This is a genomic window from Franconibacter pulveris, assembly GCF_056780215.1.
In genome coordinates, this window is record NZ_CM165555.1 from 540,400 (window position 1) to 555,959 (window position 15,560).

Genomic DNA, 15,560 nt, shown 5'->3' on the forward strand with positions numbered 1-15,560 from the left:
CTGCCCGCGCCCGTCATCACGGAAAATTACACCACCAGCAGCGTGCCCTGGCGGAACTTACGCTTGTAGAGGAAAGAGGTCAGGATCATCGGGATAACAATCGCCACCGCCATCGCCAGCGCGAAAACCTGCCAGTAGCCCGGCTGAATAGAGAGAATGCCCGGCAGGCCGCCAACGCCGATACCGTTCGCCATAACGCCGTTCAGGCCGCACAGCAGCCCGGCGAGGCCGGAGCCAATCATGGCGCAGAGCATCGGGAAGCGGTATTTCAGGTTAATGCCGTACATGGCGGGCTCGGTTACGCCAAGGAAGGCGGAGATAGCCGCTGGAACGGAAATCTCGCGCTCGTTGTGCTTGCGGCTGGTGATGATGATGCCTACCACCGCCGACGCCTGGGCGATGTTGGAAAGCGCAATCAGCGGCCATACCGGGGTGCCTCCCATGTTCTGAATCATCTGCATGTCGATGGCGAGCGTCGTCTGGTGCACGCCGGTTATCACCAGCGGCGCATAGAGGAAGCCAAACAGCGCGGCGCCGATGGGCGCGAAGCTGCCGGTCATCAGGTGACGCACCGCGAAAGCCACGCCGTCGCCAATCAGGCGGCCGAACGGGCCGATAAAAGCGTGGGCCAGGAAGACCGCGAGGATCAGCGAACAAACCGGCACCACCACCAGATAAAGATAGTCCGGCACCAGCCGTTTGATCCGCGTTTCAATGAACCCAAGCGCGAGGCCCGCCAGCAACGCCGGGATCACCTGCGCCTGGTAGCCCACTTTGGCTATCTGGAACAGGCCGAAATCCCACACTTCCGGCGTTTGCTGCCCGAGCAGGTAAGCGTTCATGAGCTGCGGGGAGACCAGCGTGACGCCAAGCACGATGCCGAGTATCGGCGTGCCGCCCATCTTGCGCACCGCCGACCAGCAGATACCCACCGGCAGGTAGAAGAAGATGGCTTCGCCAATCAGCCACAGGAAGTCGTAAATCGATTTCAGCGCCGGGAACATTTGCGCCAGCGTCTTGCCGTCGCTCATCGGCAGGTCGCCGATGACGTTGCGAAAACCGAGGATCAAGCCGCCGCTAATCAGCGCGGGCAGCAGCGGAAAGAATATTTCCGCGAAGTGGGAAATAAGACGCTCATGCCATTTCATATTCTGGCGGGCCGCCAGCTTCGCCTGCTCTTTATTGGCGCTGCTGTGGCCGCTGGTGGCGATAAGCGCCTGGTAGTATTCGCCCACTTCCGGGCCAATCACCACCTGAAACTGACCGGCGTTGGTGAAGCAGCCCTTGACCATCGGCAGCGTTTCGATGGCTTTCGGGTCCGCTTTCGCCGGGTTATTGAGCACAAAACGCAGCCGGGTAATGCAGTGGCTGACCGTGGCGATGTTTTCACGGCCACCCACGAGTGCTATCAGTCTGTCGATATCCTGTTGGTTTATTTTTCGCATGATGACGCCCCGTGACGGAGTAAAAGTAGGCTGAGGGTAAGACGGGCCAAGCTTATCCGTTTCCCTTAAGCGGGAAAAAGGGAACGTTCCCGAAACAGGGCGGCGATCACAATATATCCGCAGGCAGGGGTTAACTCAGGGCGGCGGGAATGGTTATCTGACGCAGTTCAGCGTGCTGGGTCACCTGGGCGATAAGCTGCAAGGCGGCCTGTTTGCCCGCCTGCGCGTAACCTGGGTCAACAGTAAGAATTTCAGGGTGAAGAAACTTCAGCAGCGGGGTATTGCCGACGCTCGCCAGCTGTAGCGGGTTGCGCGGATGCCGTTGCAGGTATTTGCTCGCGCCAATGGCGAGCGTGTCGGTGGCGCAGAGCAGGGCGGTGGTCTCTTCATTGAGCACCTTCGCCACGTGGTCATAGCCTTGCTTCATGGCGAGCCCCGGCAGGACGGCGTTGGGCGTCAGTTCATGCTGTCGGCAAAAGCCAAGATAGGCTTCGTGGCGGCGCAGGCCGGTCGTGATGTCGCTCTCGGGCACGCCGAGGTAGCTGATATGCCGGTGACCCTGCTCAAAGAGTCGCTGCATCAGGATGCGGATAGCCCCTTCGTCGTCATAGCAGACCGAGGCGAAGCCTTCGGCATCGCGCGCCATCAGCACCAGCGTGTCGCGCCAGGGAGTGAGCATCGCTTCGTCGATGCCGGTAAAGCCAAAGAGGATCACGCCGTCGATGTTGCGGCGGCTCAGCACGTCCAGATGCTCCTGCACCAGCTTCGTTGAAAACTGGCTTTCCATCATGATCGGGTCGTAGCCCTGTTCGTAGAGACAGGGAAGCATGGTCTGCACCGCGAGGTTTTCTGAAAGAGAGTCGAGACGGGTAACGATAATCGCCACCACTTTATCGCTCTGGCCGCGCATCGCCCGCGCCGAGCGGGAAGGGGAAAAACCGTGCTGACGCATGACCGCTTCCACCCGCTCGCGGGTGCGTTCGCTGACGCCGCTCTCGTTATTGAGCACGCGCGAAACGGTCGACTTTCCCACGCCGCTTAAGCGCGCGATGTCTTTGATGGTCAGGCGGTTTTGCATCGGTCCATTCCCCTGGCATATTTAAGATTTTATATTCAACGGCTTAGGTTATCGCTTTTTCTGCCGGACGCAATGAGCATAGTCTGGTTTAGGTTTGGTTTGTCTGGCCGATGCTGGCGCAGGCGTATCCAGGCCTGGGCTTCAGCTGAAAGCGTACCCGCTACCTTCGCCCGTCGCGCTTCGTTTTTCAACACCCGGGCTTGCCGTCATCAGGCAGACGAGAGGCGCGTGACGCGGCTGCGTCTTGCCAGCGCTAAAAAAGAAAAAGGCCACCGGAGTGACCTTTTTAATGCGAGTACGGCGATTAACGGCGCACGGCGATTGCTTCGATTTCGATCTTCACATCTTTCGGCAGGCGCGCCACTTCCACGCAGGAGCGCGCCGGGAAGGTCGCCTGGTGTTCGGTGAAGAACGCTTCGTAGGTGGCGTTGACGGTGGCGAAATCGTTCAGGTCTTTCACGAAAACGGTAGTCTTCACGATATCGCCCACTTTCAAGCCAGCCGCTTCAACGATGGCTTTCACGTTTTCCAGCGACTGACGCGCCTGAGCGGCGATGTCATCCGGCACGGCGCCGGTTTTCGGATCGACCGGGATCTGGCCGGAGGTGATGATCATATTGCCCAGATCGACGCCCTGAACGTAAGGGCCGATAGCTGCGGGTGCATTTTCCGTCGCGAGTGTGCGGGACATAGTCTCTCCTGAGTTAAGCGATTAGGCTCCCGCCATTATAGGGAGCCGCTGTGTCATTGCCAGTGTGAATTAATCCGCCAGCACCACGTAGTGCGTAAACTCTTTTTCGCAATATTTGCACTTCAGCAGGATCTCATCGTTGCGCTGCTTCACGGCGAAGCCGGAGTCCACCGGCTCGCTGCGGCTGATGCAGTTGCTGTTCGGACAGACCAGCACTTTCTCGATGCGCGAAGGCAGGCTCGGGCGGCTTTTGCCTACCACTTCATACTCGTCGATGCGGTTAACCGTCGCCTGCGGCGCATAAAGCGCCAGCTGGTTGACCTGTTCATCGGTCAGGAACGTATTTTCAATTTTAATCAAGTCTTTGCGGCCCAGTTCGCCGGAGGGCAGGTTCAGGCCGATGGTGATGCGCTGGTCGGTTTCGGTGAGCTTGAACAGCGTCAGCAGCTTAAAGCCTACGTGCGCCGGGATATGGTCAATCACCGTGCCGCGCTTGATAGCTTCTACCTGTAATTTATTGTCGTGTGTCATTTAAGCATCCTCCTTACAGAGCCAAATCGCGATTCAGAACCAGCGCCAGCAGGGCCTGGCGAGCGAAAATACCATTGCCCGCCTGCTGGAAGTACCAGGCGTGCGGCGTTTTATCGACATCGGTTGTTATCTCATCCACGCGCGGCAGCGGGTGCAGCACCTTCATGTTGGCGCGCGCCCCTTCGAGGTCCGCCGCGCGCAGGACGAACTGCGCTTTGACGTTGGCGTATTCAGACGGGTCGAGACGCTCTTTCTGCACGCGGGTCATGTAGAGAATGTCCACTTCCGCCACCACCTCGTCGATAGCCTCGTGGCGGCTCCAGACAATCCCTTTTTCATCCAGCATATCGAGAATGTATTGCGGCATCGCCAGCGCGTCGGGGGCGATAAAGTAGAAGCGGTTGCCGTTGAATTTCGCCAGCGCCTGAGCGAGTGAGTGCACGGTGCGGCCATATTTCAGGTCGCCCACCATCGCGATGTTCAGGTTCTCCAGACGTCCCTGGGTCTCCTGAATGGTGAAGAGATCGAGCAGCGTCTGCGTAGGGTGCTGGTTAGCGCCGTCGCCCGCATTCAACACCGGCACGCCGCCGGAGAATTCGGTGGCGAGACGCGCCGCGCCCTCCTGCGGGTGGCGCATTACAATGGCGTCCACATAGGTGCTGATAACCGAAATCGTGTCCGCCAGGGTTTCGCCTTTCTTGCCAAGCGAGGTGTTGCTGCTGTCGGAGAAGCCGACCACCGAAGCGCCGAGGCGATGCATGGACGTTTCAAAAGAGAGACGGGTGCGGGTGGAGGCTTCAAAAAAGCAGCTGGCGATAACCTTATGCCTGAGCAACTCCGGCTGCGGGTTCGCCTTGAGTTTCGCCGCCGTCTCCAGCACCAGCTCAAGCTCCTCGCGGCTGAGATCGTTAATGGAAATGATATGTTTCTTATAGAGCGAATTAGCCATTTCTGTCTCCTCTTCAGGCCGGCGGGTAAACGCTGGACGAAAAAAAAGCCCCTCAATGAGGGGCTTTCAGTAGAAATTGAATAGCGGAAAGAAAAACGGCGTGGCCGCCGCCAGCGTTGTGGCGACGCGGTAAGCGAGTTTGTCGAACAGACCTGACCATGCTTCCTCCCGGCAAATTGCCCGGCATTATACGCGCGCGCGTTAGCTTCGCAAGGGGCCGGATGCACATTTTGAGGACAGGAATCGATTACGTGGAATAGTTAAGCGGTAAGAATGCATATTTATTTATCATGTTTGCAAGGAAATAGGCCAGGACGCCGCTACGCAAAGAAGAATGTTGTCCTGACGCAGGTTTCTCGCAGAAAGCGGTAGCTCTGCAGGCGAATTCCTCGTATAAAACATAAAAATGAAACAGTGTTTTATATAAAGGAGATTCAGATGATTATCGGCAACATTCACCATTTGCAGTGCTGGCTGCCTGCGGAGCTGCGCGACGCGATTGAGTATGTGAAGCGGCACGTCACGGCGCAAACCCCGCTCGGTAAGCATGACATCGACGGCGACCGTCTTTTTTATCTCGTTTCCAACGACACCACGCAGCCGATTGCCGAGCGCCGCGCGGAATATCACGCTCGCTATCTGGATATCCAGATTGTGATGCAGGGCGTGGAGGGAGTGACCTTCAGTTGCCTGCCTGCGGGCGCGCCGGAGACCGACTGGCTGGCGGAGAAAGATATCGCTTTCCTGCCGGAAGGGGCGCAGGAAAAAACCGTGGTGCTGGAAGAGGGCGACTTCGTGGTCTTCTATCCGGGGGAAGTGCATAAGCCGCTGTGCGCCGTAGGGCAGGCCGCGCCAGTACGTAAAGTGGTGGTGAAGCTGCTGGTGGCCTAAGCGCCATTTGCAGCGGTGGTTGGCCCGCCTGAAAAATCGTTTTTAGCGTTAACGTGGAAGCTTATCCGGCTGAAAATCGCCTCAGCTTTTTCACGGTGGCCGGGGCGCGCCGGAGGGAACCGGCGCGAGGGCATGAGGGCACAGAGACAAAAACGCCGGGAGCGTTTTTCAACAACGCAACGCGTTGGCCCCGAAAGGGCGAGGCCCATGAATGGGTCGAGTCACTGTTGTCATGCCCGGCCCGACGCCAGCGGGTAACAGATGAGGTCTCCCCGCAGCGGCGATTTTGCGCCGGGAAGCGAGATTGCTAAGGGGCGGTGGCGAGCCCCCTTAGCACGTTCGCGTAAGAGAGGGGAACAGATAAAGCCAGCGTTTTGGCGAACGGAACCTTCCACCATCCCTTATATAGTCAGCGAAAGCGATACATGGGCAATTACTGCGCCAGCGTCGCCACCATCACCGCTTTAATCGTATGCATGCGGTTCTCTGCCTGGTCGAAGACAATGCTGTTGGGCGATTCAAACACCTCATCCGTCACTTCCATGCCGCCGTGCAGGCCGTACTGCTCCGCCATCTGTTTGCCAAGGGTGGTCTGGTCGTCATGGAACGCGGGCAGGCAGTGCAGGAACTTCACCTGCGGATTGCCGGTCAGCGCCACCATGTCGCGGTTCACCTGATAAGGCCGCAGCAGCGCAATGCGCTCCGCCCATTTCTCTTTGGCTTCGCCCATCGAGACCCAGACGTCGGTATAGAGAAAATCAGCGCCTTTCACCCCTTCAGCCACATTTTCCGTGAGGGTGATTTTGCCGCCGGTCTGCGCCGCCAGCGCCTGGCACTCCGCCACCAGGCTCGCTTCCGGCCAGCAGGCTTTCGGCGCCACGAGGCGCAAATCCAGCCCCGTCAGCGCCGCCGCTTCCAGCATGGAGTTGCCCATGTTGTTGCGCGCGTCGCCCGCATAGACCAGCGTCATCTCGTTAAAGGCTTTGCCCGGCAGATGCTCCTGCATGGTAAGCAGGTCCGCCAGCAACTGAGTGGGATGGAACTCATTGGTCAGGCCGTTCCACACCGGCACGCCGGCGTGCTGCGCCAGCGTTTCCACCACCTCCTGGCCGTAGCCGCGATACTGAATGCCGTCATACATGCGGCCCAGCACCCGGGCGGTGTCTTTAATTGATTCTTTATGCCCAATCTGGCTGCCGCTCGGGCCAAGATAAGTCACGCGGGCGCCCTGGTCGTAAGCGGCAACTTCGAAAGAGCATCGTGTACGGGTAGAGTCTTTTTCGAAGATGAGCGCAATGTTTTTACCGGTCAGCTTTTGTTGCTCATTGCCTTGTTTCTTATCGCTTTTGAGCTTTGCGGCGAGCGCGAGCAAGTCAGCTATCTGGGCGGGGGTAAAATCGAGCAGTTTCAGAAAATGTTTTTTATAAAAGGTCGACATCTTTTCCTCACATGGCCAACGCCACTTATTGAATTAAAATTCAATCTATATGTATGAATATTCATTTGCAACCCCGCGTAATAAAACTTTGCGGTGAAAGGTGGAGGCATTGGCGTCGGTATGTGAAAATAAAGGGTATTCGCCGACACACTGAGGAACGAGCCATGGCAAACCCGGAATTACTGGAAGAGCAGCGTGAAGAGACGCGCCTGATCATTGAAGAGCTGCTGGAAGACGGTAGCGATCCAGACGCGCTTTATACTATCGAACATCACTTTTCCGCCGATGATTTCGAGACGCTGGAAAAGGTCGCCGTGGAGGCGTTTAAGCTGGGTTATGAAGTGACCGATCCGGAAGAGCTGGAAGTGGAAGAGGGCGAAACCGTGATCTGCTGCGACGTGCTGAGCGAATGCGCGCTCAATGCCGAGCTTATCGACGCTCAGGTCGAACAGTTGCTTAACCTCGCAGAAAAATATGAGGTCGACTACGACGGCTGGGGCACCTACTACGAAGATCCGAACGGCGAAGGCGAAGAGGACGACGAAGACTACGTGGACGAAGACGACGACGGCATTCGCCACTAAGTCGTTCAGGGCGGCAGCGTCGCGCTGCCGCATCGCAAGGACCCTGCATGAATTACGACGAACTGCTCGCTCCCGTCCGGGAGTTTTTGCATTGCGCCACGCCTGCGGCCTGGATTGAAAAGGCGCGCGCGCCGGAAAACCTGCCCCTTCTGCTCACCGACCACATGATTTGCGAACTGAAAGCGGCGCAAACCGCCATGCTGCTCATTCGTAAATATGTGGCGGATAAAAGCGGTTCCGACGAGCTGCTGGGCTGGCTCCAGCCCTATGAGGCCTTTGCCTTTCGCGAAGGCCCGGAGCCCGATTTTATCGCCCTGCATAAGCGCATTGGCAAAAGCGTGATGCCGGAAACGGACGACCCGTGGAGCCAGGCGCTTATCGACAGCATGGTGCTGCTTATCAAAGAAGAGCTGCATCATTTCTGGCAGGTGCGGGAGGCGATGGCGGCGCGTAACATTCCTTATGTGAAGATCACCGCCAGCCGCTACGCTAAAGGCATGCTGCGCGAAGTGCGCACTCACGAACCCCTGACGCTGGTGGATAAGCTTATCTGCGGCGCGTACATTGAAGCGCGCTCCTGCGAGCGTTTCGCCGCCCTGGCGCCTTATCTGGACGACGAGTTGCAGAAGTTCTACCTGTCGCTGCTGCGCTCGGAAGCGCGTCATTATCAGGACTACTTGGCGCTGGCCCGGCAGATAGCGCCGCAAGAGGTAGACGCCCGGGTGCGCTTTTTCGGCGAAGTGGAAGCCGCGCTTATCGCGTCGCCCGACAACGAGTTTCGTTTTCACAGCGGCCTGCCGGTATAACGGCAGGCGCTATGCTTAACGCATCAAATATGATTCAGGAGCCATGATGGCCTTTATTCCCCTTATTTCCGTGCTGGGCGCGATAATTATCGTCGCCGCTTACCTGCTGACGCGTAAGCGCTCGAAAGCGCTGCGCATCGGCGCGCTGGTGGCGGCGTTCGCCATTGTGGTCGCGCTCAGCGCCTGGCTGCGTTACGCGCAGCCACCCGCCGCGCCGCAAACCGTGAGCGACAGCGCTTTCGACGCCACCATGAGCCACGTTCCGCTCTACCGCGCCATTCTCGACCACGATCCCGCCACCGCACAGCAGCTGCGGGATCAGGTCGTGGCGATGGAGCGCCAGGGGCGCAGCGAGCAGGAGAAAATCGACGCCATTCAACAGCAAATTCTGCTTATCTCCATGCAGCGCCTGCAGCAAACGCCCGATGCCGAAGCGGTGGCTTATATGCGCTCGAATATGGAAATGACCGCCGCGCTGCAAAAAAAGGGCGATGATGTCTGTTTCCGCTATCTCTTCCCGGCAGTAAAAGGGGGCGTGAACCCGGTACGCTACCTGACGCAGGATCAAATCGACAGCCGCATGGCGGCGGACGCCGATATGTATAACGCCTCCTTCGGCGCGAACAAGCACGGCGTGACGGAAGCGGAGCGCGAGAAGGCGCATCACGATTTACAACCCATCCTGCTGCGCATGAACGAGCGCTACGGCGCGGATCTCGACCTGATGGCTCACCCGGAAAAGGCGCAGGGGAAAGAAGGGCAACTGTGCAATATGGTGCAGGGGCTCTGGCAAGAGGTCTTCAGTCTGCCGATGGCGAGCGCGGCGGGCATCATTCGCTATTCGGTCAGCAGCCGATAAAAACGCCGCACGCGGCGGTGCGGCGTGCGGCGCAGGGGTTACCGCAGGTTATTCGGGAAATCGGCGGGCAGCTCGCTCGCCGCGCAGTTGATAACGCTGTCATCATCCGGTCCGCAGTCACGTACAAAGGTGATGGTGGCGAATTCGTCAATCACTTCGGTCGGGTAAGCCGGGCCCGCTTCGCGGTAAGATTCCATCTCGGCGATATGCTCGTTCTGGAAGCACACCGTTTTTTCCGGGTTGTTCATTACCCAACGCGGGAAGAAAATCGTGCCATGGAACAGGCGGTCGCCCAGGTTCACAATCAGGCTGACGTCGGTGCCGGTCGGCTCGGTCCAGGAAATTTTATAGATGCTTTCGCCCACGCGTACGATGTAAGCGCGCTGGTCTTTCACCCAACGGTTTCCCACCAGCCCGCTGTGAATGCGGTAGTCCAGCGTCGTTTCGTTTTTCACATAAATTTCATAGTTCCAGCCATTGTCGTAGGTGTACACGAGGTGTTTACCGACGAAACCGCTCAAATCATGTTTATCGAACTGGCTCATAACTGACCTCCTTTGTTTTGATGAGGGTATTTTATTGCTTCACTTTTTGAATGAATAACGCTAATTTTGGATGAAATACATTCAAAAAATAGAACTTTTATGCACAAGACTACCCTCGAGCAGTGGAGTCTCCTCGAAAGCGTAGTGGAGCTTGGCAGCTTCGCTCGCACGGCGGAGGCGATGTACCGCAGCCAGTCTTCGGTTAGCTATAACCTGGCGCAATTACAGGCGCGCCTTGGCGTTACGCTGTTAACGATCGAGGGGCGAAAGGCGGCGCTGACGCCCGCAGGCAGGCTGCTGCTGGAGCAGGCGAAACCGCTGCTGGCGGCCTTTCACGCGCTTGAGGCCCGCGCGGCGGGGCTGCGAGACGGCGCGCGCGGCAGCCTCGACCTGGTGGTGGATACGGTGTTTCCGCGCGAGCGGCTGTTTGCCATACTGCGGGAGTTCCAGCAGCGTTACCCGGCAACGCAGGTTCGCCTCACCGAAGTGCTGGAGAGCGACCCGCAGGCGGTCGCCGCAAGCCAGGAGGCGGACGTGCTGGTGCTGACGCGGCGTGAAGAGAGCGTGGGGCGCGGTGAATGGCTGATGAACGTTGATTTTATCGCAGTAGCCCACCGCGACCATCCGCTGCATCAGTGCGCCTCTGCGGAGGTGGACGACGCGCTGTCGCGTTATCCGCAAATTCGTATCGCCGGGCGTGAAAGCGAGCAGGCGGCGCGCGAGTCGCGTACCCCGGAGCAGTGGACCTTTTCCACCGCCGATGCGGCGATAGAGGCGGTGATGTACCAGGTAGGTTACGGCTGGTTGCCCGAGGAGCGTATTGCAGCGCAACTGACGGCAGGAACGTTAAAAAGGCTGCCGCTGGCCCACGGTGCCAGGCGCGCCACGCCGCTGCATCTTATCGTCAAAGAAGCGATGTCGCCGCCTGATGAGCAGGTGGCGACATTGCTGGCGCTGTTCAAAATGAACAGGGAAGGGTGAGGTCAGAGGTTTTTCAGCATCCGCACTTCGCAGTCCACGTGGCCGGTGCAGCCGAGCGGCCCGTCGATATGCTCAAAGCCAAGGCGCTCATACAGCGCGATAGCCTGCGTCAGCGAGGCGGTCGTTTCCAGATAGCAGCGGCGAAAGCCCTGCTCGCGGGCGAAATCCAGCGCCTGCAAGGCCAGCTTTTTGGCCAGCCCCTGGCCGCGGGCCTGCGCCAAAAAATACATCTTCTGTAATTCGCAGATATCCGGTTCGCTGCACTGCAACGGCGCCACGCCGCCGCCGCCCACCACTTCGCCTTCGTGTTCGATCACCCAGTAGGCGTGGCCAGGCTTGCTGTACACCTCATAGAGCGTATCCAGATTCGGGTCGGCGACCGTATAGCCTTTATCGGCGGTCAGGCCGAATTCGGCGGAAACATGGCGAATGACGCGGGCAATAGCGGGGTTATCCCGGACGGTCAGCGGGCGGATGGTTAACTGAAGGGGCGTTGCAACACTCATAGACGTCTTATTTACTTTTGAACACATAGGCGCAGTAAATAGCACTACGTTTATCAGGGCGCAAGCGAGGATCTTTCAGACAGGATGCTGAGGACGTAAAAAAGGCCGGTCGTCAGCGCTACAGGCAAACCGCCAGACGTCCATAAAAGCGCCATATCCACCAGAAGAACAGCGCTATCGTAACGACGATGAGAAAAACATGGCGATGTTTTCGACTGAGGCAAGCAATGAGCAAGGGCATCAGCAGCAAAAAACCCAGCGATGCGGTAAAAGCGCGTGGATCGTCAACTTGCAACATTCGCACCGCATCACAGACATTTTTTACTTCATCTCCATCAATATATTCTTCTTCTTTGAGATAAGATAAGAAGGCGATAAGCGTAAAAGCGAACAGGCTATAAACAAGCGTTAGCGTTATTTTTTTGAAATTCATATCGCAAGCCTTAATATTTCTTCAATTGATTTTCTTTTCTCAAGAATTCGTCTGCCATAAGAACTATATTCTCTTTCTGGACGCCCTTTTTCGGCATGGATTGAATCAAGGAAGTCTTGTTTGTTGCGCTGAACGCCTCTGTTATAACGCGATCCCGCGACGATGATTTGTTCATCGGTAAGATTCATAGTATCTGCCTGAGGATAATCATACAAGACAAGCTGCCTGAGATGCCTGGCTACTACGCGAAGATTAAAGTCATTATCAAGCAAGCAATTCGCCAGCTGAAATTGATCGGATGCAGTGAGTTGAGCGGTATCAAGCCCCAGCGTCTCTGCGACTGCCCTTAGCTGAATGGCCACCGCACCGACTGAAACTGCATTAGACCAGCGGTTATCCTGGCGGGCCACTTTTTCGATAACCTGCCTGAATTGTAAGACACCATACCCTTTCAGTCTTTCTGGAGTTCCACCCACTTCAGCAGCGGCAACGCCAGCAAGAAGGAGAGGGGATATTTGTTCTTCACGAGCGATAGCCAATATAGACCTTTTGTTATAGACCAACCAGGCTGCTTTATACGCCCAAAGGTAACTTTTTCCGGTAATAAAACGATGATTGTCTGGTAAGGCCCAAAAACGTAAAAAGTCGAGCAAAGTCCAGTGGGGAAAATTTGCTCCAGTTACTCTGCAATATCTATTCACGACAGTTCTAACATTCAAATTTAGAGGTGCGCTTAGCGTAAGCGTATCGCTTGATAAATAAACGCACAGAAAAAGCGATGTTAATATTTTGAGATAATATCTATGATTATTACCAGGGCGGGTAATGATATTAAGCGTTTACGTTAACGAGTTGATTAACTGATAACTGCAGTAACATTTAGCTAACAAGACAGACTTTATTTGAAAAAATAGAAGCGTATCTATGGCAATAAAAAAGGCCGGTCGCCCGGCCTTTATGGTTTTGTTTACAGCGCGCTAATAACGCCCTGCTGCTCTACCAGCTTCGCTTTCGCCTCGTGGTAGCCCTGCAGTTTTTCACGCTCTTTGGCGATAACCGCTTCCGGCGCGCGGGCGACAAAGCCCTCGTTGCCGAGCTTGGTTTCGATGCGGTTGATTTCACCTTCGATCTTCGCCACTTCTTTCGCCAGACGATCCAGCTCCGCCGCTTTGTCGATAAGCCCCGCCATCGGGATCAGCAGCTCCGCGCCGTCGATGATTTTGGTCACGGAGACCGGTCCTTTCTCATCGGCAGGCAGTACGGTGATGCTCTCCAGACGCGCCAGCGTTTTCAGGAAGCTCAGGTTGTCGTTTACGCGACGCGCGGCGTCAGCGCTGCAACCGCGCAGCAGCAGCTCAAGCGGTTTACCCGGCGCGATGTTCATCTCGGCGCGGATATTACGCACGGCGACGATCGCCTGCTTCAGCCACTCGGTGTCGGCGGCGGCGGCGTCATCTTCAAGCGCCGGGTCATAAGCCGGGAACGGCTGCAGCATGATGGTGTCGGCGGTAATGCCTTTTATCGTTTTCACGCGCTGCCAGATGGTTTCCGTAATGAACGGAATGATCGGGTGCGCGAGACGCAGCAGGCCTTCCAGCACGTTCACCAGCGTATTGCGGGTGCCGCGCAGCTCGGCTTCGGAACCGCCATTCATTACCGGCTTGGTCAGCTCCAGATACCAGTCGCAGAACTGGTTCCAGGTGAACTCGTACAGGATGTTGGCGGCGATGTCGAAGCGGAAGTTATCCAGCGCGTCGCGGTACGCTTTCACGGTGCGGTTGAATTCCGCAAGGATCCAACGGTCCGCCAGCGAGAAGGTCATTTCGCCGCCGTTAAAGCCGCAATCCTGCTCTTCGGTGTTCATCAGTACGAAGCGGCTGGCGTTCCACAGCTTGTTGCAGAAGTTGCGGTAGCCTTCAAGGCGCTTCATGTCCCAGTTGATGTCGCGTCCGGTAGAGGCGAGCGCGGCGAGGGTAAAGCGCAGGGCGTCGGTGCCGTGCGGCTCGATGCCGTTCGGGAACTGCTTCTCGGTGCGCTTGCGGATCTTCTCGGCCAGCTGCGGCTGCATCATGTTGCCGGTGCGTTTTTCCAGCAGCGCTTCCAGAGAAATGCCGTCGACCATATCCAGCGGGTCGATAACGTTGCCCTTGGACTTGGACATCTTCTGCCCTTCGTCGTCGCGGATAAGCCCGGTCATGTAGACGGTGTGGAAAGGCACCTGCGGCTTGCCGTTTTCATCTTTGATGAAGTGCATGGTCATCATGATCATGCGGGCAATCCAGAAGAAGATGATGTCGAAGCCGGAGACCATCACGCTGGTCGGGTGGAACTGGCGCAGCGCGTCGGTGTTCTCCGGCCAGCCGAGGGTGGAGAAGGTCCAGAGCGCGGAGGAGAACCAGGTGTCGAGCACATCGTCGTCCTGGCGAAGCGCAACGTCGGCGCCCAGGTTGTTCTCCTGGCGCACTTCCTCTTCGCTGCGGCCAACGTAGACGTTGCCTGCGTTGTCATACCAGGCCGGAATGCGGTGGCCCCACCACAGCTGACGGGAGATACACCAGTCCTGAATATCGCGCATCCAGGAGAAGTACATGTTTTCGTACTGCTTCGGCACAAACTGAATGTCGCCGTTTTCTACCGCTTCAACGGCCGGCTTCGCCAGCACGTCGGCGCGCACGTACCACTGGTCGGTGAGCATCGGTTCGATAACCACGCCGCCGCGGTCGCCGTAAGGGACGGTCAGGTCGTGCGGTTTAATCTCTTCCAGCAGGCCGAGTTCATCAACCGCGGCGACGATAGCTTTACGCGCGGCAAAACGCTCCATCTTCTGGAACTGCGCCGGAATGTCGCTGGAATAAACGTCCGATTCGTTGCCTTTGGTGTCGTAGACTTCCGCGCTTTCGCGGATATCGCCGTCGAAGGTCAGGATGTTGATCATCGGCAGGCTATGACGGCGGCCCACTTCGTAGTCGTTGAAGTCGTGCGCTGGCGTTATCTTGACGCAGCCGGTGCCTTTTTCCATGTCGGCGTGCTCATCGCCCACGATTGGAATACGGCGGTTTACCAGCGGCAGCACCACGAATTTGCCGATTAAGTCTTTATAACGAGGATCTTCCGGGTTAACGGCCACGCCGGTATCGCCCAACAGCGTTTCCGGACGGGTGGTGGCGACAACCAGGTAATCTTTACCGTCAGCGGTTTTCGCGCCGTCCGCCAGCGGGTAGCGGATGTGCCACATGGAGCCTTTGGACTCGCGGTTTTCCACTTCCAGGTCGGAAATAGCGGTGCGCAGTTTAGGGTCCCAGTTGACGAGACGCTTGCCGCGGTAAATCAGGTCTTCTTTATAAAGACGCACGAACACTTCTTTTACGGCGTTGGAAAGCCCTTCGTCCATGGTGAAGCGCTCGCGCTCCCAGTCCACGGAGTTGCCCAGACGACGCATCTGGCGGGTGATGGTGCCGCCGGATTCCGCTTTCCACTGCCAGATTTTTTCGATGAAAGCGTCGCGGCCGTAATCATGGCGGGTTTTCCCCTCTTCGGCGGCGATTTTACGCTCTACTACCATCTGGGTGGCGATGCCCGCGTGGTCGGTACCGACCTGCCACAGCGTGTTTTTCCCCTGCATGCGCTGGTAGCGGATCATGGTGTCCATGATCGTCTGCTGGAAGGCGTGACCCATATGCAAACTGCCGGTGACGTTCGGCGGCGGGATCATAATGCAGAAGCTTTCCTGGCTTTCGTCGCCATTGGGTTTGAAGTAGCCCTGCTCTTCCCAATGCTCGTAAAGCGGCTGTTCGATATCTTGGGGATTATATGTCTTTTCCAT

At 57.2% G+C, this 15,560-nt stretch carries 17 protein-coding genes; 5 read left to right on the forward strand and 12 right to left on the reverse strand.

What is annotated here, in order from left to right; translation table 11 throughout:
- Positions 1 to 26 precede the first annotated feature (26 nt).
- From treB to pyrB, 5 genes are all read right to left on the reverse strand, one after another.
- The gene (gene treB, locus ACU4F7_RS02625; protein ID WP_024561311.1) at positions 27 to 1,445 is read right to left on the reverse strand and encodes a PTS trehalose transporter subunit IIBC; all 1,419 of its coding nucleotides are present in this window, start codon (positions 1,443 to 1,445) and stop codon (positions 27 to 29) included.
- A 130-nt stretch (positions 1,446 to 1,575) separates the two neighbouring features.
- Positions 1,576 to 2,523 (reverse strand): trehalose operon repressor TreR, encoded by a 948-nt coding sequence (treR, locus tag ACU4F7_RS02630; RefSeq protein WP_029591366.1) that lies wholly within the window; start codon positions 2,521 to 2,523, stop codon positions 1,576 to 1,578.
- Positions 2,524 to 2,827: 304 nt separating this feature from the next.
- Positions 2,828 to 3,214, reverse strand: a complete 387-nt coding sequence (ridA, locus tag ACU4F7_RS02635) for a 2-iminobutanoate/2-iminopropanoate deaminase (RefSeq protein WP_024561309.1) — start codon at positions 3,212 to 3,214, stop codon at positions 2,828 to 2,830.
- A 69-nt stretch (positions 3,215 to 3,283) separates the two neighbouring features.
- Positions 3,284 to 3,745: an aspartate carbamoyltransferase regulatory subunit gene (pyrI, locus tag ACU4F7_RS02640; protein ID WP_481637973.1), complete on the reverse strand. Its 462-nt coding sequence runs from the start codon at positions 3,743 to 3,745 to the stop codon at positions 3,284 to 3,286.
- A 13-nt stretch (positions 3,746 to 3,758) separates the two neighbouring features.
- Positions 3,759 to 4,694, reverse strand: a complete 936-nt coding sequence (gene pyrB / locus ACU4F7_RS02645) for an aspartate carbamoyltransferase (RefSeq protein ID WP_481637974.1) — start codon at positions 4,692 to 4,694, stop codon at positions 3,759 to 3,761.
- 438 nt (positions 4,695 to 5,132) lie between these two features.
- Here pyrB and ACU4F7_RS02650 point away from each other — a divergent pair, with 438 nt between their 5' ends.
- Entirely contained in the window at positions 5,133 to 5,585 is a 453-nt protein-coding gene (locus tag ACU4F7_RS02650; protein ID WP_481637975.1) for a NanQ anomerase/TabA/YiaL family protein, read from the forward strand.
- A 433-nt stretch (positions 5,586 to 6,018) separates the two neighbouring features.
- Here the strand turns inward: ACU4F7_RS02650 and argF are convergent, their stop codons facing one another.
- Together argF and argL are read right to left on the reverse strand one after the other, a co-directional pair.
- Complete coding sequence (gene argF / locus ACU4F7_RS02655) at positions 6,019 to 7,023, reverse strand: ornithine carbamoyltransferase (protein ID WP_024556570.1); 1,005 nt, start codon at positions 7,021 to 7,023, stop codon at positions 6,019 to 6,021.
- Positions 6,993 to 7,133, reverse strand: coding sequence for a putative translational regulatory protein ArgL (argL, locus tag ACU4F7_RS02660; RefSeq protein WP_373289688.1), 141 nt, complete (start codon positions 7,131 to 7,133; stop codon positions 6,993 to 6,995). Before argL ends, argF begins: the two co-directional genes overlap by 31 nt.
- A 54-nt stretch (positions 7,134 to 7,187) precedes the next feature.
- Here argL and rraB point away from each other — a divergent pair, with 54 nt between their 5' ends.
- Genes rraB through ACU4F7_RS02675 form a run of 3 tightly spaced genes read left to right on the forward strand, consistent with a single transcriptional unit; the run spans position 7,188 to position 9,272 of the window.
- A complete protein-coding gene (rraB, locus tag ACU4F7_RS02665; protein WP_024551479.1) occupies positions 7,188 to 7,607 on the forward strand; it encodes a ribonuclease E inhibitor RraB in 420 nt (139 codons plus the stop codon).
- 47 nt (positions 7,608 to 7,654) lie between these two features.
- On the forward strand, positions 7,655 to 8,413 hold the full coding sequence (gene miaE, locus ACU4F7_RS02670; protein ID WP_481637976.1) for a tRNA isopentenyl-2-thiomethyl-A-37 hydroxylase MiaE: 759 nt from the start codon (positions 7,655 to 7,657) through the stop codon (positions 8,411 to 8,413).
- Positions 8,414 to 8,456: 43 nt separating this feature from the next.
- Positions 8,457 to 9,272: a topoisomerase II gene (locus tag ACU4F7_RS02675; protein ID WP_481637977.1), complete on the forward strand. Its 816-nt coding sequence runs from the start codon at positions 8,457 to 8,459 to the stop codon at positions 9,270 to 9,272.
- A gap of 38 nt (positions 9,273 to 9,310) precedes the next feature.
- Here the strand turns inward: ACU4F7_RS02675 and ACU4F7_RS02680 are convergent, their stop codons facing one another.
- Positions 9,311 to 9,817, reverse strand: coding sequence for a phenolic acid decarboxylase (locus tag ACU4F7_RS02680; protein ID WP_024560508.1), 507 nt, complete (start codon positions 9,815 to 9,817; stop codon positions 9,311 to 9,313).
- 99 nt (positions 9,818 to 9,916) lie between these two features.
- Between ACU4F7_RS02680 and ACU4F7_RS02685 the strand changes: the two genes are divergently transcribed.
- Positions 9,917 to 10,798 carry a LysR family transcriptional regulator gene (locus tag ACU4F7_RS02685; RefSeq protein WP_481637978.1) on the forward strand — a complete coding sequence of 294 codons (882 nt, stop codon included), beginning with the start codon at positions 9,917 to 9,919 and terminating at the stop codon, positions 10,796 to 10,798.
- 2 nt (positions 10,799 to 10,800) lie between these two features.
- Here ACU4F7_RS02685 and ACU4F7_RS02690 read toward each other — a convergent pair whose 3' ends face one another.
- The 4 genes from ACU4F7_RS02690 to ACU4F7_RS02705 form a co-directional block, all read right to left on the reverse strand.
- Complete coding sequence (locus ACU4F7_RS02690) at positions 10,801 to 11,304, reverse strand: GNAT family N-acetyltransferase (protein WP_024556566.1); 504 nt, start codon at positions 11,302 to 11,304, stop codon at positions 10,801 to 10,803.
- 118 nt (positions 11,305 to 11,422) lie between these two features.
- Positions 11,423 to 11,737, reverse strand: a complete 315-nt coding sequence (locus ACU4F7_RS02695) for a DUF2645 family protein (protein ID WP_481637979.1) — start codon at positions 11,735 to 11,737, stop codon at positions 11,423 to 11,425.
- Positions 11,734 to 12,390, reverse strand: a complete 657-nt coding sequence (locus ACU4F7_RS02700; RefSeq protein ID WP_481637980.1) for a hypothetical protein — start codon at positions 12,388 to 12,390, stop codon at positions 11,734 to 11,736. The genes ACU4F7_RS02695 and ACU4F7_RS02700 overlap by 4 nt, the downstream gene beginning before the upstream one ends.
- Positions 12,391 to 12,704: 314 nt before the next feature.
- Positions 12,705 to 15,560, reverse strand: coding sequence for a valine--tRNA ligase (locus ACU4F7_RS02705; protein WP_481637981.1), 2,856 nt, complete (start codon positions 15,558 to 15,560; stop codon positions 12,705 to 12,707).